At 30.5% G+C, this 18,198-nt stretch carries 18 protein-coding genes and 1 tRNA gene; 10 read left to right on the top strand and 9 right to left on the bottom strand.

Annotation, left to right across the window (positions count from 1 at the left end):
* Window positions 1-130: 130 nt before the first annotated feature.
* Window positions 131-1,642, top strand: a complete 1,512-nt coding sequence (gene gltX / locus AAGV28_RS13780; RefSeq protein WP_373407336.1) for a glutamate--tRNA ligase — start codon at window positions 131-133, stop codon at window positions 1,640-1,642.
* A gap of 34 nt (window positions 1,643-1,676) precedes the next feature.
* Here the strand turns inward: gltX and AAGV28_RS13775 are convergent, their stop codons facing one another.
* Window positions 1,677-2,318, bottom strand: coding sequence for a PorT family protein (locus AAGV28_RS13775; RefSeq protein WP_373407335.1), 642 nt, complete (start codon window positions 2,316-2,318; stop codon window positions 1,677-1,679).
* A gap of 75 nt (window positions 2,319-2,393) precedes the next feature.
* Between AAGV28_RS13775 and AAGV28_RS13770 the strand changes: the two genes are divergently transcribed.
* The gene (locus AAGV28_RS13770; protein ID WP_373407334.1) at window positions 2,394-3,389 is read left to right on the top strand and encodes an SPFH domain-containing protein; all 996 of its coding nucleotides are present in this window, start codon (window positions 2,394-2,396) and stop codon (window positions 3,387-3,389) included.
* A 28-nt stretch (window positions 3,390-3,417) separates the two neighbouring features.
* On the opposite strand, the gene AAGV28_RS13765 is transcribed toward AAGV28_RS13770, so the two are convergent.
* From AAGV28_RS13765 to AAGV28_RS13750, 4 genes are all read right to left on the bottom strand, one after another.
* Window positions 3,418-3,672, bottom strand: a complete 255-nt coding sequence (locus AAGV28_RS13765) for a DUF6327 family protein (RefSeq protein WP_373407333.1) — start codon at window positions 3,670-3,672, stop codon at window positions 3,418-3,420.
* Window positions 3,673-3,674: 2 nt separating this feature from the next.
* On the bottom strand, window positions 3,675-4,025 hold the full coding sequence (locus AAGV28_RS13760) for a phage holin family protein (RefSeq protein ID WP_373407332.1): 351 nt from the start codon (window positions 4,023-4,025) through the stop codon (window positions 3,675-3,677).
* A 28-nt stretch (window positions 4,026-4,053) separates the two neighbouring features.
* The gene (locus AAGV28_RS13755; RefSeq protein ID WP_373407331.1) at window positions 4,054-4,350 is read right to left on the bottom strand and encodes a YtxH domain-containing protein; all 297 of its coding nucleotides are present in this window, start codon (window positions 4,348-4,350) and stop codon (window positions 4,054-4,056) included.
* A 337-nt stretch (window positions 4,351-4,687) separates the two neighbouring features.
* Window positions 4,688-6,811: a glutamine--tRNA ligase/YqeY domain fusion protein gene (locus tag AAGV28_RS13750; RefSeq protein ID WP_373407330.1), complete on the bottom strand. Its 2,124-nt coding sequence runs from the start codon at window positions 6,809-6,811 to the stop codon at window positions 4,688-4,690.
* A gap of 111 nt (window positions 6,812-6,922) precedes the next feature.
* Between AAGV28_RS13750 and AAGV28_RS13745 the strand changes: the two genes are divergently transcribed.
* The 3 genes from AAGV28_RS13745 (at window position 6,923) to AAGV28_RS13735 (ending at window position 7,790) form a co-directional block, all read left to right on the top strand.
* Window positions 6,923-7,099 (top strand): hypothetical protein, encoded by a 177-nt coding sequence (locus AAGV28_RS13745; RefSeq protein WP_373407329.1) that lies wholly within the window; start codon window positions 6,923-6,925, stop codon window positions 7,097-7,099.
* A 132-nt stretch (window positions 7,100-7,231) separates the two neighbouring features.
* The gene (gene folB / locus AAGV28_RS13740; RefSeq protein WP_373407328.1) at window positions 7,232-7,591 is read left to right on the top strand and encodes a dihydroneopterin aldolase; all 360 of its coding nucleotides are present in this window, start codon (window positions 7,232-7,234) and stop codon (window positions 7,589-7,591) included.
* A 128-nt stretch (window positions 7,592-7,719) separates the two neighbouring features.
* A tRNA-Cys gene (locus tag AAGV28_RS13735) sits at window positions 7,720-7,790 on the top strand.
* 119 nt (window positions 7,791-7,909) lie between these two features.
* On the opposite strand, the gene AAGV28_RS13730 is transcribed toward AAGV28_RS13735, so the two are convergent.
* The 3 genes from AAGV28_RS13730 to rnr are packed head-to-tail and all read right to left on the bottom strand — an operon-like array spanning window position 7,910 to window position 11,505.
* On the bottom strand, window positions 7,910-8,593 hold the full coding sequence (locus AAGV28_RS13730) for a LysE family translocator (protein ID WP_373407327.1): 684 nt from the start codon (window positions 8,591-8,593) through the stop codon (window positions 7,910-7,912).
* Between the two features lie 39 nt (window positions 8,594-8,632).
* Window positions 8,633-9,301, bottom strand: coding sequence for a head GIN domain-containing protein (locus AAGV28_RS13725; protein WP_373407326.1), 669 nt, complete (start codon window positions 9,299-9,301; stop codon window positions 8,633-8,635).
* An 11-nt stretch (window positions 9,302-9,312) separates the two neighbouring features.
* Window positions 9,313-11,505: a ribonuclease R gene (gene rnr, locus AAGV28_RS13720; protein WP_373407325.1), complete on the bottom strand. Its 2,193-nt coding sequence runs from the start codon at window positions 11,503-11,505 to the stop codon at window positions 9,313-9,315.
* Between the two features lie 116 nt (window positions 11,506-11,621).
* Here rnr and AAGV28_RS13715 point away from each other — a divergent pair, with 116 nt between their 5' ends.
* The 3 genes from AAGV28_RS13715 to AAGV28_RS13705 all read left to right on the top strand — a co-directional run bounded on the left by AAGV28_RS13715 (window position 11,622) and on the right by AAGV28_RS13705 (window position 14,289).
* The gene (locus AAGV28_RS13715; protein ID WP_373407324.1) at window positions 11,622-11,861 is read left to right on the top strand and encodes a DUF2007 domain-containing protein; all 240 of its coding nucleotides are present in this window, start codon (window positions 11,622-11,624) and stop codon (window positions 11,859-11,861) included.
* A gap of 663 nt (window positions 11,862-12,524) precedes the next feature.
* Complete coding sequence (rpiB, locus tag AAGV28_RS13710; RefSeq protein WP_373407323.1) at window positions 12,525-12,956, top strand: ribose 5-phosphate isomerase B; 432 nt, start codon at window positions 12,525-12,527, stop codon at window positions 12,954-12,956.
* Between the two features lie 190 nt (window positions 12,957-13,146).
* A complete protein-coding gene (locus AAGV28_RS13705) occupies window positions 13,147-14,289 on the top strand; it encodes an ATP-binding protein (protein WP_373407322.1) in 1,143 nt (380 codons plus the stop codon).
* Here AAGV28_RS13705 and AAGV28_RS13700 read toward each other — a convergent pair.
* The gene (locus AAGV28_RS13700; protein ID WP_373407321.1) at window positions 14,272-14,556 is read right to left on the bottom strand and encodes a DUF1294 domain-containing protein; all 285 of its coding nucleotides are present in this window, start codon (window positions 14,554-14,556) and stop codon (window positions 14,272-14,274) included. The genes AAGV28_RS13705 and AAGV28_RS13700 overlap by 18 nt on opposite strands.
* Before the next feature lie 116 nt (window positions 14,557-14,672).
* On the opposite strand from AAGV28_RS13700, the gene AAGV28_RS13695 reads away from it, so the two are divergent.
* Together AAGV28_RS13695 and AAGV28_RS13690 are read left to right on the top strand one after the other, a co-directional pair.
* The gene (locus tag AAGV28_RS13695; protein WP_373407320.1) at window positions 14,673-15,971 is read left to right on the top strand and encodes a Fic family protein; all 1,299 of its coding nucleotides are present in this window, start codon (window positions 14,673-14,675) and stop codon (window positions 15,969-15,971) included.
* Window positions 15,972-16,022: 51 nt separating this feature from the next.
* Window positions 16,023-18,146, top strand: coding sequence for a Tex family protein (locus AAGV28_RS13690; RefSeq protein ID WP_373407319.1), 2,124 nt, complete (start codon window positions 16,023-16,025; stop codon window positions 18,144-18,146).
* Window positions 18,147-18,198: the final 52 nt, after the last annotated feature.

Below are 18,198 nucleotides of genomic sequence, written 5' to 3'. Positions count from 1 at the left end.
TCCAAATTCCAAATTCTAACTACTGACTTCTAACTTCTAACTTCTAATTTTAGACTATTTTTGAAAAACTTCTAACTTCTAACTCCTGACTTCTAACTTCTAATTATCTTTGTTGCAAAATTTATAAAAAATGTCAAACCCAATTCGTGTGCGTTTTGCACCAAGTCCAACGGGACCTTTACATATTGGCGGAGTTCGTACTGCCCTATTTAATTATTTGTTTGCGAAAAAAAATGGAGGAACTTTCTTTTTAAGAATTGAAGATACTGACCAAAGTAGATTTGTTCCCGGTGCCGAACAATATATCATGGAAGCCTTAGAATGGTTAGGAATTGCTCCTGATGAAACTATTGGAAAAAATGAAAAATTTGGCCCTTACCGTCAAAGCGAAAGAAAAGAATTATACAAACAATATGCTGACCAATTGATCAATTCGGGTTGGGCATATTATGCATTTGATACTCCAGAATCCTTAGATGCTTACAGAAAAGCGGAAGAAGAACAAGGAAAAACATTTATTTACAATCATACTAACAGAGAAAAACTAGATACCTCTTTAGTAATTTCTCCAGAAGAAACAGCACAAAGAATTGCTAACGGAGAACATTATGTGATTCGATTTAAAACACCTGTTGATGAAATTTTACATTTAAAAGATATCATTCGTGGTCATGTAAAATTTGAAACTAATCTTTTAGATGACAAAGTTTTGTTTAAAAGTGACGGAATGCCAACGTATCATTTAGCCAATATTGTAGATGATCATTTAATGGAAACTACACATGTAATTCGTGGTGAAGAATGGTTGCCGTCAATGCCATTGCACGTTTTATTGTATCATGCCTTTGGTTGGGCTTCTCCTGAATTTGCTCATTTGCCTTTGATTTTAAAACCTGTTGGAAACGGAAAATTATCAAAGCGTGATGGTGATAAATTAGGTTTTCCAGTATTCCCATTGGAATGGAATGATGCTTCCAGCATGACAAAATCGTCAGGTTATAGAGAAAACGGATTTTTCCCAGAAGCTGTTATTAATTTCCTGGCTTTATTAGGATGGAATGATGGAACAGAACAAGAATTATTTTCATTAGAAGAATTAGTAGAAAAATTTGATTTGAACCGAGTTCATAAATCTGGAGCCAAATTTGATCCGGAGAAAAACAAATGGTTCAACCACCAATATTTAATCAAACAAAAAGACGAAGATTTAGCGAAAGCCTTTGCTCCTATTGTTGAAGAAAAAGGGTTCTCGACTTCGCTCGAACAAACAACAAAAATAGTTTCGTTAATTAAAGAGCGCGCTCATTTTGTAACTGAATTTTGGGAATTAAGCGATTTCTTTTTTGTTGCTCCAACAACTTATGACGAAAAAGCCAGCAAAAACTGGAAAGACGAAACGCCTGCTTTAATGCTAGAATTGATTTCGGTTCTTGAAGAAGTTACCGATTTTACTTCTATGAATATTGAAACTATTGTAAAGGATTGGTTAACGAAAAACGAAATTGGAATGGGTAAAGTAATGCAGCCTTTCCGATTGAGTTTGGTTGGCGCTTTAAAAGGCCCTCACCTATTTGATATTGTTGAAGTCATTGGAAAACAAGAAACAATTTCAAGAATTCAAAAAGCAATTGAAACAATATAAAACTAAAAGTCCCGACAAAAAATCGGGACTTTTTTTATAAATAAAGAATAATATTTCCGTTTAGAATTCCGGGATTTCCTTTAAAATTATAACCCAGATTTTTAGAATTCAAATTACCCAGCATATTTGAAATTCCATATTGGTAAGAAACATTGAATCTAAAATGTTTTACTCCTGCTGTAATCCCAACCGTTGGATAAAAATTAAATTGACCAATATCCACAATATCTTTGGCTAATAAAGTAGTTCCTGAAATTATGTTGTTTTCTTTTCCTTCTTCGACATTAAATTTCCCATTAATTTGAACCAATGGTCCGAATTCTAATGATAGATGATTTTCGATTAAAACATAACTTAGTTGCAACGAAATTTGAGCCGAAGGTAGTTTGTAATTCACATTTTCTTTTCCAAAAACCAATTGGTCAGTAGCTACAGAAAAATTGTTTTCAGAAAACTGAATGCCATAAACCATATCCCAATTATCATAAAAATTACCTCTCATGGATAAACCTACATTCCAGCCCATTTCTGGTTGGGTATCAAAATTATTAGTATACAAAGTAAACTGGTTAATTCCTCCAATAATCCCAATTCTATTGGAATCACGATAGCCATATTGAGCAAAAATAAATGTTGAAAATAAAAGAAAACAAAAACTTAACGCTAACTTTTTCATAATAAGAGCTTATAACAAACTTTAAATTAAAGATTTTTCGTAAATTAACCAAAAATATTAATTAATACACAACTTATGAACATTCCTCTTATTTTCTTGTTATTTATTGCCCTTTTTATTTTCCTCTCCTCCTTTTTTACTGTCAAGCAACAAACGGCTGTTATTGTAGAACGTTTTGGAAGATTTTTGAGTATCAGACAATCAGGTTTACAACTTAAAATTCCATTGATTGATAGAATTGCTGGACGTGTTAACCTAAAAATCCAACAATTGGATGTTATTATTGAAACTAAAACCAAAGACAATGTATTTGTAAAATTGAAAGTTTCCGTTCAATTTATGGTTGTCAAAGAAACGGTTTATGATGCCTTTTACAAATTAGAGTATCCACACGATCAAATTACTTCTTATGTATTTGATGTAGTTCGTGCCGAAGTTCCAAAATTAAAATTGGATGACGTTTTTGAACGAAAAGATGATATTGCCATTGCTGTAAAAAGAGAACTGAACGAAGCCATGACTACTTATGGGTATACCATCATCAATACTTTAGTAACAGATATTGATCCGGATATTCAGGTAAAAAATGCGATGAATAGAATTAACGCTGCGGATAGAGAAAAAACAGTAGCCGAATTTGAAGCAGAAGCATCAAGAATTAGAATTGTAGCTAAAGCCAAAGCAGAAGCAGAAAGCAAAAGATTGCAAGGACAAGGTATTGCTGATCAAAGAAGAGAAATTGCACGTGGATTAGTAGAAAGTGTGGATGTTTTAAACCGTGTTGGAATAAATTCGCAAGAAGCCTCTGCCCTAATTGTGGTAACGCAGCATTATGATACTTTACAAGCCATTGGAGCAGATACCAATTCTAATTTAATTTTACTGCCTAATTCTCCACAAGCTGGTAGCGAAATGTTAAACAATATGGTAGCTTCTTTTAGTGCATCCAATCAAGTGGGAGAAATGATGAAGAAAAATAACAAGATTTCGCCTAAAAAAGAGAAATCAAAATACGAAGAATTTGAAAATCCATCAGAACAATCAAATGAAACTGATGAAGATGAAGTTTAAAAAATAGAAACATAACAAAAAAAGAGGCTTAATTGCCTCTTCTTTTGTTTTTAATCCATTTTATAATAATAGGTATCAAAAATCGTAAAACGGAGCTGTACGAGCTAAATAAAGTGCTTTTTACAGTGTCCAAAACATTTATTGAAATGTTCAAAAAAGATAAACTTTCTTTGGTTTGTTGAACGCTTAAAACTAACTTTTGATAACTGATTTCTTTCTCTATTTTCAGAATTTCTAATTCATTATCAATTTGCGCATAAGAAGAATATTTTTTTGTTTGCATGATTAGTCATTAAAAAAGATTTCTGAAAATTTCTCTAAAATAGGTCCTTCCACAATTTTATCTTTAACTAAAAATAATAATCCCGTTATAAGAAGATAAATTAAACCAACACTAAGAAAACCATAGGTGTAACTTCCTAAATAATTTCCAATTCCAAATGCTAACGCAACAGATAAGAATAATAAGACCATACCAAAACATAGTAAAATTAAGGTGAACTTAAAAACCATTGTAGTGGATTTCATAGCCATCTTAAATGCTACTAATTTATAGTAAGAAAGATTCTTTTCTATATAGTCTTTAGTATGTTCTTGAATATTTTCTGAATGTTCTTTTAAATCATCAAAAGCCATATTTTTTTATTTCATTATTACAAAGAAACTATTTTTGCAGTTTTGCATTTTGTTCTTTCAACTCCGCTAATTTTATTTCTAAAAATGAAATAACATCTTCGGTTTTGTGACTCATGTTAGAAACTAATTCTCCATAAGTTCCTTCTAAGTCAACTTTAGCATTATTTAATTTAGACTTCAAATCTTTCTCAAGATCTTTATACCCGTCTTTGATTTTTTTTCTTGTTTTATCTCCTTTATCAGGAGCAAATAAAATTCCTAATGCAGCTCCAATAGCTGCCCCACTAACAAGAGCTATAATTGTATTTCCAGTACTATTTGACATAATATTTTAAGTTTTAAGTTTTCTTAAAGATACTAAATTATATAATAAATCAATCTTAAAGAATTGTTATAAAATAGTTCGGATACTTTTCAACTTCTAAAAAGTATAAAATTTCTAAAAATGAAGCCTCTATCAAACTGAAAACAAGAAAAAATCAAAATAAACACTTTTAACGAACAGAAAAAAATTAAAACAATCACTGTATCCTATTTCATTTAAAAGTCGTTTAAAATCAAAATATGGAAGTCATTTTTAATCTAAAAATATTATAGAATTATAATTAAAAATAGATTTTTACAATAATAGAAAAAAGCGCTAATTAAAGCGCTTTTGATAGTTATAATTTATTTAAGAGTTGTTCTATAAATTCTTTTTCTCTTTCAGTAGCACTTTTAGGAGGATTGTTTTTTAATTTTAAAACTTCTTCTTTAAAGAATTTTAAAAAATATAAATCATATTCTAAATGAATTAAATTTAACAAAGCTCTCGAACGAACAAAAGTCGATTCGCTTCTTAAAGACATCAAATACAATTTAGTTAAATCTTCAGTATCATAATCAGAAGATTTTAAAGGAGCATATTTCAAAATAAATTGAGCAAAAAGCAAAGAACTTTTATTATTATTAATATTCTTTTTTAATGAATTTTGCAGCAAACTATAATTTGAAATTCCAGATAAGGTCTCCCCTATCGCTTTTCTAATTGCAATACGCTCTTCACGAGTGCTTACTTTAAAATATTTATTAATGTCTTTTAGTGCATTATTAATGCTATTAGTATCTTTTTTCCCTTTTTCTTCCCAAGCATCTTTTAATCCAACGGTCTTGTTAAATACTAATTTTGAAGGAGTTGAATCTTTATCCACATTAAAATAACCCAAACGTTGAAACTGAAATTTATCTCCAGAAACCGCTGTAGCTAAACTTGGTTCTACAAATCCTTTGATGATGGATAACGAATTTGGATTGATAAAATCAAGGAAACTTTTCTCTTTATGACTGTCTGGTGCTTCATCAGTAAACAAACGATCGTACAAACGGACTTCTACTGCTACTGCATGTGGAATAGAAACCCAATGCAAGGTTCCTGCTACTTTACGTTTAGAAGCTTCACTTCCACTTCCACTTCTACTGTCTTCATCATAAGTTACATGAATTTCAGTAATAGTTCCTTCGGCATCTTTTACAACACTTTCTCCTTTAATGATATACGCATTTTTAAGACGGACCTCATTTCCAATACTTAAACGGAAAAATTTAGACGGAGCAACTTCTAAAAAATCTTCTCTTTCGATATAAAATTCTTTAGAAAATGGTAATTTTCTAAAACCAGCACTTTCATCTTCTTGATTGTTTTCGGCATCCAAAAGTTCTTCTTTTCCTTCAGGATAATTAGTAATTACCACTTTTACAGGATCTAAAACTGCCATCACACGAGGCGCTGTTTTATTCAAATCGTCACGTAAACAGAATTCTAACAACGAATAATCAATACTATTTTCGCGTTTAGCAACTCCAATATTCTCGCAAAATTTTCGAATAGAAGCTGCTGTGTATCCTCTTCGTCGCAAACCTGAAATAGTAGGCATTCTAGGATCATCCCAACCATTTACAAAATTTTCCTGAACTAATTGTAACAACTTTCTTTTGCTCATTACCGTATAATTCAAGTTCAAACGAGCAAATTCATATTGATGTGGTCTTACTTGATTTTCATCATAAATTTGGTCTAAAAACCAGTCGTATAACTCGCGGTGCATTACAAATTCTAATGTACAAATAGAATGTGAAACTTGTTCTAAATAATCACTTTCTCCATGTGTATAATCATACATTGGATAAATACACCAATCATTGCCTGTTCTATGATGTTCTTTATGTAAAACACGATACATAATTGGATCACGCATCAACATATTGGAAGAAGTCATATCAATTTTAGCTCTTAAAATATGAGTTCCTTCTTCAAAATCACCGTTTTTCATCCTTTCGAATAAAGCTAAATTTTCTTCAATGGAACGATTTCTATACGGACTATCCACTCCTGCTTGACTTGGCGTTCCTTTTTGTTCAGCCATTGCTTCAGACGACTGACTATCTACATAAGCCTTACCTTTATTAATTAAAAGAATTGCCCAATCATACAATTGTTGGAAATAATCAGAAGCATACAATTCCTTGTCCCATTGAAATCCTAACCATTGCAAATCTTCTTTAATAGCATCTACATATTCCTGTTCTTCTTTGGCTGGATTGGTATCATCAAAACGAAGGTTTACCGGAGCATTGTATTTTAAGCCCAAACCAAAATTCAAACAAATAGATTTAGCATGTCCAATGTGTAAATATCCATTAGGTTCAGGTGGAAAACGAAATCGTAATTTATTTTGAGGAAAACCATTAGATAAGTTTTCTTCGATAATTTGTTCTATAAAATGCAGTGATTTTTCTTCGGTTGACATAATTTTCTTTATTGAAGTACAAAGGTAAAAAAATAGATGATAGTTAATAGCCTTAGCAATAATAGAGTTTGAATTATATTTATTCCTATTTTTGTATAAATATTGAAAATTATGAAACAATTGACTGTTACAATTCCAGATGATTTTTACGAAACTTTTGTAAGTTTCATCAAACATATTCCTGATGTTTCTGTTGAGGAAGATTTAACGGATAAAAAATTGAAGTATAGAGATATACTAGATGAAACGCCAATATGGCAACTAAAAAATACTACAGAAGAAAAATAGAAATAGTATCATTATATAAATCATTTACAACAATATAGTGTGTTTTTTAATATAAAAAATGATAAACTATCTTCATTAATCAGCTGATTTTGGATTATAAAATCCAATGACTAAAAGAATAAAATTATAAAAATGGAAACTATTAAATTAAAGAATATCCGAACTTTTTCATACCACGGATGTTTAGTTGAAGAAGGAAAAATAGGTTCTGATTATGCTGTTGACTTAGAAATTAAAGCCGATTTACAACAATCTACACAAACGGATAATTTAAAAGATACGGTAGATTATGTTCATTTAAACCGAATTGTAGTTGAAGAAATGGCTATAAGATCTGAATTATTAGAACATGTTGCTAAAAGAATTAATACAAGAGTACTTGTAGAAATTCCTATAGTAATGAAAACAATTGTTTCCGTTTCTAAACTCAATCCTCCTATTGGTGGTGATGTTGAATCAGTTACCATAATACTAAAAGAAAGCAGAAGTTGAGATTTAAGAATTTAGATTAACGATTTTTGATTTCAGAATTCAGAAGTAAAAAACAAACTTTTTTTATTTAGAATTCGACGTTTGGATTTTTGATTTTTTATACTACCTTTGCAGTCCATTAAATAAATGGCGTCGTGGCCGAGCGGCTAGGCTGGGCTCTGCAAAAGCTCCTACTCCGGTTCGAATCCGGACGATGCCTCAAGAAGAGATACAGAAATGTATCTCTTTTTTTTATGTCTCATAATTTTGTCATTACGAAAAACGAATCAATGACTGAGCATAAAAAAACCGCTCTAAAAAGCGGCTTAATTATCAATTTTATTCTTGTTTTTCTATATGCTGAAATGCTTTTTTAACCATTTCTTTTTCTTCAGGAAACCAACCTTGAGTGATTAAAACCACTCCAAAAATCATCAAAACAATACTGATTATTTTCTTTATTTTAAGAATATTAGTTGGTGTCATTTTAGTTTTTAACTGTTTAGCTAATACTATTTTTATACAATCAACAAGTAAATAAGTCAAAATTACTGTAATGAAAAAAGTTAGCATTCTTGAAGTTTCCATATTCAATTTTGGTCCAATAGAAATAATTACAGCCAACCAAAATCCTAATACTCCAATATTTATAATATTAAGAAAAAAACCTTTTATAAATAAACCAAAATAATCTTTTTTTATAATTTCATTATCAATCTTTTTGGTATCTATCCTTTTTTCTTTGTGTAAACTTATATATGAAATAACGCCATAAGCCAGCATCATTATTCCACCAAACATAAATAAAGCTGAATTATCCTTTAAATTTTGAATCAGTCTGTAACTTCCTAAATAGGCAATGGCAATAAAAATAATATCCCCTAAAACTACTCCCAAATCAAAAACAAGAGCGGCCCTGAATCCTTTTATAATACTGGTTTCTAGTAAAATAAAAAAAACAGGACCAATCATAAAACTAAGAAAAAATCCCCAAGGAATACCTAATAAGATATCGTTAATCATTAATTTTAGAATTTATTTTAGAATAAAAATACATTTTTTTTATTCTTTTTCTTCGATTTTTCCTCCTAAAACAGTTTGTTGATTAATTTGTTTAGGTTTTCCGTAAATAAAAATAGTTCCTCCTGCTTTGACTTTAGCATCTACTAATGTGCTCGCATTTACTTCGGCATTGCCTCCAGCAGAAAGATTTACAGTGGTTTGCGAAGTAAGTAAGTTTTTAGATTTTAAAACCCCACCCGACATAATAACCACATCTTGATTGATCGCAGCTCCGCTTAATTCAATAATTCCTCCAGTAACTGCTTTTACATTTACTTTTTGAGCATCTACTTTTAACTTAATTTGAGCTCCTTCTTTTGCATTCAAATCAAAAATAGTTTGCTTAAAAACAGCATCACTAGAAATTATTGAACCTTCATTTGCAGTTATATCATCAATGTTTTTGTAATACAATTGAATAGAAATAGCATCTCCTGATAATAATTTTGGAAAAGGCATTCTTAATTTTAACTCTCCATTATTATTAACAACCTCTACTTCTTTTTCTCTTTCGCCACTAATAACTACTTTATTTTCAGTGGATGATATCAACTTAACCGTTAATTTATCATATACTTTTAAGGCGTTAAAATCGCCTAATGTTTTTGTTACCTGCGCAAATGTTGCTTGTGATACAATTGCAATTGCTACTAAAAATACTTTTTTCATTTTCATTTTCATTAATTTACTGTTTCTTCTGCTCTTCTTAAAAAATTAAAATCCAATTGTTTTTTTACTAAATCAGCATTTTTAACTTTAACGTAGATTTCGTCTCCTAATTGTAATAATTTATTTGAAGTGGCTCCAACCAAAGCATATTGCTTTTCATCGAAAGTATAATAATCTTCTTTGATGTCTCTAATTCGAACCATACCTTCGCATTTATTTTCGACAATTTCAACATAAATTCCCCATTCGGTTACACCCGAAATAACACCTAAAAATTCCTGATCCTGATGATCTTGCATGTATTTTACCTGCATGTATTTTATCGAATCTCTCTCGGCATTTGTAGCTAAACCTTCCATAGTAGAACAATGCAAACATTTAGTTTCATACAAATCTTCATCGGCTGATTTTCCACCATCCAAATAAAATTGTAACAAACGGTGTACCATAACATCAGGATAACGACGAATAGGCGAAGTAAAATGCGAATAATAATCAAAAGCTAATCCGTAATGACCAATATTATCCGTAGAATATTTGGCTTTACTCATACTTCTAATCGCCAGTGTATCAATTAAATTCTGTTCTTTTTTACCATTTACATCAGCCATTAACTGATTCAATGATTTAGAAATATCACCTGGATTACGGAAATCAATTTTATAACCAAACTTTGCAATTACATTTTGCATGGCAATTAATTTGTCTTCATTGGGTTCGTCGTGAATTCTATAAATAAAAGTTTTCTTTTGTTTTCCAATGTATTCCGCTACTTTTTTATTAGCCAAAAGCATGAATTCTTCAATCAAATGATTAGCATCTTTAGAAATTTTAAAATAAACACCTTCTGGTTCTCCTTCGGCATCCAAATTAAATTTTACTTCGACTTTATCAAAAGAAATAGCACCATCATTCATTCTCTTTTTACGGAAAATTTTAGCCAGTTCGTCTAATTTAAGCGTTGCTGAGACAATTTCTTCCGAAACTTGATACGAACTACCCGTTATCGAAATATCTTCCGGAATAGTATCGTCTTTCGTTTCTATGATGTATTGTGCTTCTTCATAAGCAAATCGTTGATCTGAATAAATTACTGTTCGACCAAACCATTGATTCACTACCTGACATTTTTCGGTAATTTCGAAAACTGCAGAAAAAGTATATTTTTCCTCTTGCGGACGTAATGAACAAGCAAAATTAGATAAAACTTCAGGTAACATTGGCACTACTCTATCCACTAAATAAACTGAAGTGGCTCTTTGATACGCTTCATCATCTAAAATAGTTCCTTCTTCTAAATAATGCGAAACATCGGCAATGTGAATACCAATTTCGTAATTTTCATTTTCTAATTTTTTGAAAGAAAGTGCATCATCAAAATCCTTTGCATCTTTTGGATCAATAGTAAAAGTTAGCGTATCTCGCATATCGCGACGCTTAGCTATTTCTGCTTCAGAAATTGAAGTATCTATTTTTTGTGCATAGGTTTCTACCTCAATTGGAAATTCAGCAGGTAAACCATACTCAGCTAAAATAGCATGAATTTCAGTATCATGTTCTCCTGGTTTTCCTAACACTTTAATCACTTTTCCAAAAGGACTGTCAGCTCTTTTAGGCCAATCTTCGATATGAACTAATACGACATCTCCATTTTCAGCCTCTCCTAAATTGTCTTTTGGAATAAAAATATCAGTGTACATTTTTGGATTTGCAGTCGATACAAAAGCAAAATTCTTTTGAATATCAATTACTCCTACAAAGTCTGTTTTATGTCTTTCTAAAACTTTAATTACTTCACCTTCAGCACGTCTTCCTTTTCTTCGATTGTAAACATAAACGCTTACTTTATCTTTATCTAAAGCACGATTTAAATTATTGGTTGGAATAAAAACATCTTCTTCAAAATCTTCACAAATAAAATAAGCCGTTTTACGACTGGTCATATCAATGGTTCCCTCATAATAATCCTGACTAACTGCCTTGATTAAATATTTACCAGGTTCTGATTCTATAATTTTCTTTTCGGCTGCAAGAATCTTTAAATCTTTTATAATTTGATTTCTACTTTGTGTATCATCAAGTTCTAATTTTTCAGCTATTTGCTTATAATTGAAAGCTTTATTAGCACTATTCGATAATATTTTTATAATTTTATCTGAAAAACTCATCTCTTTCTTAGCAGGCTTTCTTAATCTTTTTCCCATACGTCTTTTCTTAAAAGTCGAAAATTACAAAATAGTTCACAGTTAAAAGAATATAAGAACATTTTTAAAGAAAATATAACGCATTCACAATCGTTTCAACATTATAAAAATTGGATATGGAAACTTTTATTACCATTGCTACTTTTGATTACATTCATGAAATCGAAATTCTAAAACATCGATTGGATCAGGAAGGTTTACAATATTATTTTGAAAACGAAATCATCTCATCCATTGTTCCAATGTATTCCTCGGCATTGGGCGGAATTAAACTTAAAATTCATCCTAACGATTTTGAAACAGTCAAAACAATTCTCCAGAAAATGAAATACAATAACAATTTAAAAATTGTTTAATTTTTTAAAGTTGTCAACATATAATATTATTATAAAAAAGAAAATTTTAAATTAATTAATTTATTGTTTGTTATTATAGCGTGTTAATAGCTGCAATAAATTTTTTAGAAATAGTGTCTAAATCAAGTTTTATCATGTTATAAAGACTTATTAACATAGTTATATACGGCTAAATATTTAGTTTTAAAGTGTTTTTGAAATTTAGTTAACAACCGTTGATAACCTAAAATCATTTTAAAATGTAAATAAGTAATTTTTAAAATTGTATTAATAAACTAGTTTTTTATGTTTATAACTTTTCTAAAAATCATCCAAACTTTTTTAGGTTATTAAATTCCAATTTTGGATTAGATTTTTTTTCGATACAACCAAAAAAAACTTCTAATTTTCTTTCTCAACTTATTAACAAAAGATGTTAAATTAAGGTTAACTGAAAATCAAGCGATTATGAATAGCTATTAACAATTCAAAATTTTAATAAATTAATTATATTATAATAATTGATTTCCAGTGTTTTATAAATTATTATAAATGTTAACAACCTCCTATCCTATTCTAAAACTGATGATTATAGAGTAAAACTGAATTAGTTATTTTCTATTTTTTTAAAATAATAAAATACAAATAGTTTTGGTAAATTTGCAAAAATTAAATCAATATAAAATGAGAATCTCAATAGGAAATGATCACGCAGGTCCAGAATATAAAAAAGCAGTTGTTGCAATGCTTGAAGCAAGAGGATATAAAGTTACTAATTATGGAACCGATACAGAAGCTTCTGTTGATTACCCTGATTTTGGACATCCTGTTGCTACTGATGTTGAAGAAGGAAAAGCCGATTTTGGAATTGTAATTTGTGGAAGCGGAAACGGAATTGCAATGACAGTTAACAAACATGCTGGAGTAAGAGCTGGTTTATGCTGGACAAAAGAAATTGCTTATTTAACACGTTTGCATAATGATGCTAATATTGTAAGCATTCCAGCGCGTTATACTTCAATTCAACAAGCTATTGAAATTGTAGAAACTTTTTTAGACACAGCGTTTGAAGGTGGAAGGCACCAAAACCGAGTGGATAAAATTGCTTGTAAATAAAAAAAATAGAGGTGCTTCGCACCAAAATAAATAGAAAGTTCGGTATAAAACCGGACTTTTTTATTTTCCATTGACTGAATTAATGTTAATTCGGTCAACTAACTGACCAAATTAATATAAATTTAGTCATTGTACTGACCGAATTAACGTTTTTTATTTATATTTGTATGCTAATTCAAAAAAATTTGAAATGCTAAATAATTATAAAAGAGCTATTTTAACTGAATTCAATAGGAAAGTATTGCCTAATAAAGTATTGATTTTATTGGGAGCAAGGCGTGTTGGTAAAACACACTTCATCAAAAATTATCTAGAAACAATTCCTTCCGATTCCTATTTGCATTTGAATGGAGAAGATATAAAAGACGCCAATTTATTAAAAGAGCGTTCGGTAAGTAATTACAAGCGCGTTTTGTCCAATGTATCATTATTAGTAATTGATGAGGCACAACATATTCCGGATATCGGAATGATTTTGAAATTGTTAGTTGATTCCATTACTGGTATAAAGATTATTGCGACCGGATCATCCGTTTTTGATTTGTCTAATAATCTTGGCGAACCTTTAGTGGGTAGAAAAAATACGATCTATCTTTTTCCGCTTTCGCAAATAGAATTTTCGGAACGAGAAAATTACAAGACAACCACTGAAAATTTAGAGCAAAGATTACTTTTTGGAAGTTATCCCGAACTTGAATTATACCCAGATTGGGATAGCAAAGAAGATTATATAAATGAAATTATTAATTCGTATTTGCTCAAAGATATTTTGATATTTGATGGCATAAAACATTCCAATAAAGTTTATGATTTGTTGCGTTTAATAGCCTTTCAAATCGGGAAAGAAGTTTCCTTACTTGAGTTAGCTACACAATTACAAATGTCCAAAAATACGGTGGCGAATTATCTGGATTTACTCTCTAAAGTTTTTGTTTTGTTTAAAATAGAAGGATTTAGTCGTAATCTTAGAAAGGAAATCGTAAAATCATCACGATGGTATTTTTATGACAACGGTATTCTAAACGGTATTGTAAATAATTTTAATAAACCAGAAAACCGTAATGACATTGGTGCACTTTGGGAAAATTATCTCGCCTCCGAAAGAATAAAAAAACAACATTACCAAAAAATAAAAACCAATAATTATTTTTGGCGTACCTATGATCAACAAGAATTGGATTGGTTAGAGGAAAAAGGAGAGGAGCTAACAGGATTTGAGTTCAAATGGAACGAAAACCGAAAAACAAAGATTCCTACGGCTTTCGCCAAAGCGTATCCTGAAGCTAGTTTTGACGTGATTAACAAACAGAATTATTTAGATTTTATTAGCTAAGAGTACGAAATAATAGACCAGAAAAAGCAGTCCGATTTGTAAAGTTGTAAGTAACCAAAGCTTCCATAAATAGCTTTTTTTGGCTGTTTTATGTCTAAAAATTATCATCGCTAATCCCGAACCTATAGTTCCGCCTAGAAATACAAAACTTAAAAGAGTACGCTCTGAAATTCTTTGTTTTTGAGACTTTGCCAAATGTTTGTCATAACCCATTAGCATAAAAGCGATTCCATTCAAAATCAAAAAATAGTAGAATAAAGTATCCATTTTACTTAAATTAAGTTTCAAAGATATTATTTTAATCAAAAAAGGAAACAAGTAAATAATGCGAGATTTTACAATAATCTCGCATTATTTATATAAATTAGCTAAAAAATTGTTATATGATAGAATCTCCACCACGATTTAAATATGATGAAAAGGTTTATACTTTGTTTACTCAATTACGTGATAATGGTGAGTTGAAGGAAATAAATGATGCTTATTTATATTGGGATAAAATCAAATATAAAGCCAAGATTGCTAGCCCTCAAGAATATTGGAGTGCTATAAAAACTGCAAGAGCTATAAATGCTCAAATAATAACTTTTGGTAAAACTGAATTTCAGTTCGTTATAACAGATTATATTCAACAATTACTGCATTATTGTGATTTAAATATTGGAAGTAATCTAGGAAGTAATGTAGGTATAGCCGAGACTGATAAAACAAAGTTTATGATTAGCTCTATTATGGAGGAAGCTATTTCTAGTAGTCAGATGGAAGGTGCTAATACTACCAGAAAAAAGGCTAAAGAGATGATCCAGAAAGAGTTGAAACCAAAAAGTAAGTCTGAACAAATGATTATGAATAATTTTGTTACAATGAAACACATTGTGCAACATAAATCAGATGATTTAACTCCAGAAAAATTACTATATATTCATAATTTGATTTCACATAACACTTTAGATAACAAACAAGAAGAAGGAATTTTTAGAGAGAATGACGATATTTATGTTGTAAATTATTCTAATAGTGAGGTCGTTCATACTCCACCAAATCATAAAGAAATTGAAGGTTTGATTAATGAGTTATGCGATTTTTTTAATAACGATCAAAAAGTATTTATACACCCAATCATAAAAGGAATTATAATTCATTTCATGATTGGATGGATTCATCCATTTAGTGATGGAAATGGTAGAACAGCACGTGCTTTATTTTATTGGTATATGCTCAAAAAAGGATATTGGTTAACAGAATATCTTGCAATTTCAACGATTATTAAAGACACAAAAAATCAATATGAAAAAGCATTTTTATACACCGAAATAGATCAAAATGATGTAACCTATTTTATTACCTATCATCTAAAAACTATGGAAAAAGCTTTCATTAGTTTGAAAGAATACATTGGTAGAAAACAAAAAGAGGTAGTTCAAGCAGCAAAATTCATTAAAATACCGAATGTAAACGATAGACAAGCCCAAATATTAAAAATTTTAAACGAAGACCCAGATAGAGTTTTTGGTAGTAAAGAAATTGAAAATAGATTTAATGTCTCAAATTTTACTGCAAGAATGGATTTAAATAATCTTGAAAGTTTAGGATTTTTAGAAAAGATTCAAGTTAATAAAATCAAGCATAATTTTATTAAATCTAAAAATTTCAACAAAATATTAAAATCATATAAGTTATAAATAACGCGAGATTTTACAAGAATCTCGCATTATTTACTAAAAAACGCAAAAATGACCAACATACAATTCATCGCTAAGTCTGTTCAAACAGCAGCCATAAACATTCAAAAAACCGTTCAATTATTAGAAGAAGACTGCACGATTCCTTTTATTTCCCGTTATCGAAAAGATACCACTGGAAATCTAGATGAAGTACAAATTGAACACATTGCCAAACTTCAAAAAGAATACGAAGCAATTGCAAAACGCAAAGAAGCAATCTTAAAATCAATTGAAGAGCAAAACGGATTAACCCCTGAATTAGATAAAAAAATACAACAAAGTTTTGATACGCAAGAATTAGAAGATTTGTATTTGCCTTTCAAAAAGAAGAAAAAAACCAAAGCTGATGTGGCTCGAGAAAATGGGTTAGAACCTTTAGCGAAAATCATCATGGCTCAAAACAAAGAGGATGTTGATTTCCTGGCAACGAAATATTTGAACGAAAATGTAGCAAATGAAGATGCCGCTTTACAGGGGGCAAGGAATATAATTGCCGAATGGATCAACGAAAATATTTTTGTTCGTAAACAATTACGACGCCTTTACGAGCGCAAAGCAACCATTACAACCAAAGTAGTAAAAACCAAAAAAGACGAAGAAGGCGCTCAAAAATTCAACCAATATTTTGATTGGTCTGAACCCTTGACAAAAGCACCTTCTCATAGATTGTTAGCAATGCTTCGTGCCGAAAACGAAGGTTTTATCAAGTTTAAAGTCGAAGTCGATTTGGACGAAGCCTATGATATTATTGACGAATTGGTTTTAAAAGGTCAAAATGCCAGCACGCCACATGTGCAATTAGCCATTGAAGACAGTTATAAAAGATTACTAAATCCTGCCATTTCAAATGAAGCTTTACAAGAAGCGAAAGCTAAGGCTGATGCCAATTCAATTCAGGTTTTTGCTAATAATTTGGGACAATTATTGTTAGCACCACCTTTAGGAGAAAAACGAATTTTAGCTATTGATCCTGGATTTAGAAGCGGTTGTAAAATAGTTTGTCTAGACGAAAAAGGCGATTTGTTATACAATGAAACTATTTATCCACACGCACCGCAAAATGAAAGCGCCATGGCAATGAAAAAAATTCGTTCGATGGTGAATGCCTATAATATTGAAGCTATTTCTATAGGAAATGGTACCGCTTCGAGAGAAACAGAATTCTTTATCAAGAAAATTGCTTTCGACAAACCTGTTCAGGTTTTTGTGGTTTCTGAGGCTGGGGCATCGGTGTATTCGGCATCAAAAATTGCAAGAGAGGAATTTCCTAATTATGATGTAACCGTTCGTGGTTCGGTTTCTATCGGGCGACGATTGAGTGATCCGTTGGCCGAATTGGTAAAAATTGATCCGAAAGCTATTGGCGTAGGCCAATACCAACATGATGTGGATCAAACCAAATTGAAAGAAGAATTAGATACTACCGTTGTTCGTTGCGTGAATTCTGTTGGAATAAATATTAATACGGCGAGTAAACATTTGTTGAGTTATGTGAGTGGAATAGGAGAGAAGTTAGCCGAAAATATTGTCAATTATCGCTCTGAAAACGGCCCTTTTGAAGATAGAAAACAACTAAAAAAAGTCCCTCGATTAGGTGAAAAAGCGTATCAGCAAGGTGTGGCTTTTATTCGAATAAAAGAAGGAAAAAATCCATTGGATAATTCAGCGGTGCATCCAGAAGCTTATCCGATTGTAGAAAAAATGGCAAAAGATTTAAAGTTAAAAGTAACTGATTTGATTGCCAATAAAGAAAAAACAGCTTTAATTAAACTTGAAAATTATATTACACCCGAGATTGGTTTACTAACTTTAAAAGATATTATTAAAGAGCTGGAAAAACCAGGATTAGATCCAAGAAAAGCCGCTAAAGTATTCGAATTTGACCCGAATGTAAAAACCATTAAAGATTTGAAAACAGGAATGATTTTAAATGGAATTGTCAATAACATTACCAATTTTGGATGCTTTGTCGATTTAGGAATCAAAGAAAGTGGTTTGGTACACATTTCTCAGCTTAAAGCAGGCTTTGTAAGCGATGTAAACGAAGTAGTCAAGTTGCATCAGCATGTTACTGTAAAAGTGACTGAAGTAGATGAAGAAAGAAAACGTATTCAGTTGACGATGGTTATTTAAAGATTTCCAATATATACATAATTAAAAGGAATTAAGTTGGTTAAGAATTGTA

The sequence above is a fragment of the Flavobacterium zubiriense genome, assembly GCF_041729725.1.
In the GTDB taxonomy this organism is placed as follows: Bacteria; Bacteroidota; Bacteroidia; order Flavobacteriales; family Flavobacteriaceae; genus Flavobacterium; species Flavobacterium zubiriense.
The sequence above is the reverse complement of the archived record's forward strand: the minus strand, read 5'-3'. Positions and strand labels throughout refer to the sequence as shown.

What these genes read in the sequence shown, in the direction of transcription:
- rpiB (WP_373407323.1), top strand. Translation starts at nt 12,525, where the DNA reads ATGAGAATCTCAATAGGAAATGATCACGCAGGTCCAGAATATAAAAAA.
- folB (WP_373407328.1), top strand. Translation starts at nt 7,232, where the DNA reads ATGGAAACTATTAAATTAAAGAATATCCGAACTTTTTCATACCACGGA.
- AAGV28_RS13705 (WP_373407322.1), top strand. Translation starts at nt 13,147, where the DNA reads ATGCTAAATAATTATAAAAGAGCTATTTTAACTGAATTCAATAGGAAA.
- gltX (WP_373407336.1), top strand. Translation starts at nt 131, where the DNA reads ATGTCAAACCCAATTCGTGTGCGTTTTGCACCAAGTCCAACGGGACCT.
- AAGV28_RS13745 (WP_373407329.1), top strand. Translation starts at nt 6,923, where the DNA reads ATGAAACAATTGACTGTTACAATTCCAGATGATTTTTACGAAACTTTT.
- AAGV28_RS13750 (WP_373407330.1), bottom strand. Translation starts at nt 6,811, where the DNA reads ATGTCAACCGAAGAAAAATCACTGCATTTTATAGAACAAATTATCGAA.
- rnr (WP_373407325.1), bottom strand. Translation starts at nt 11,505, where the DNA reads ATGGGAAAAAGATTAAGAAAGCCTGCTAAGAAAGAGATGAGTTTTTCA.
- AAGV28_RS13725 (WP_373407326.1), bottom strand. Translation starts at nt 9,301, where the DNA reads ATGAAAAAAGTATTTTTAGTAGCAATTGCAATTGTATCACAAGCAACA.
- AAGV28_RS13690 (WP_373407319.1), top strand. Translation starts at nt 16,023, where the DNA reads ATGACCAACATACAATTCATCGCTAAGTCTGTTCAAACAGCAGCCATA.
- AAGV28_RS13770 (WP_373407334.1), top strand. Translation starts at nt 2,394, where the DNA reads ATGAACATTCCTCTTATTTTCTTGTTATTTATTGCCCTTTTTATTTTC.
- AAGV28_RS13760 (WP_373407332.1), bottom strand. Translation starts at nt 4,025, where the DNA reads ATGGCTTTTGATGATTTAAAAGAACATTCAGAAAATATTCAAGAACAT.
- AAGV28_RS13715 (WP_373407324.1), top strand. Translation starts at nt 11,622, where the DNA reads ATGGAAACTTTTATTACCATTGCTACTTTTGATTACATTCATGAAATC.
- AAGV28_RS13700 (WP_373407321.1), bottom strand. Translation starts at nt 14,556, where the DNA reads ATGGATACTTTATTCTACTATTTTTTGATTTTGAATGGAATCGCTTTT.
- AAGV28_RS13695 (WP_373407320.1), top strand. Translation starts at nt 14,673, where the DNA reads ATGATAGAATCTCCACCACGATTTAAATATGATGAAAAGGTTTATACT.
- AAGV28_RS13730 (WP_373407327.1), bottom strand. Translation starts at nt 8,593, where the DNA reads ATGATTAACGATATCTTATTAGGTATTCCTTGGGGATTTTTTCTTAGT.
- AAGV28_RS13765 (WP_373407333.1), bottom strand. Translation starts at nt 3,672, where the DNA reads ATGCAAACAAAAAAATATTCTTCTTATGCGCAAATTGATAATGAATTA.
- AAGV28_RS13775 (WP_373407335.1), bottom strand. Translation starts at nt 2,318, where the DNA reads ATGAAAAAGTTAGCGTTAAGTTTTTGTTTTCTTTTATTTTCAACATTT.
- AAGV28_RS13755 (WP_373407331.1), bottom strand. Translation starts at nt 4,350, where the DNA reads ATGTCAAATAGTACTGGAAATACAATTATAGCTCTTGTTAGTGGGGCA.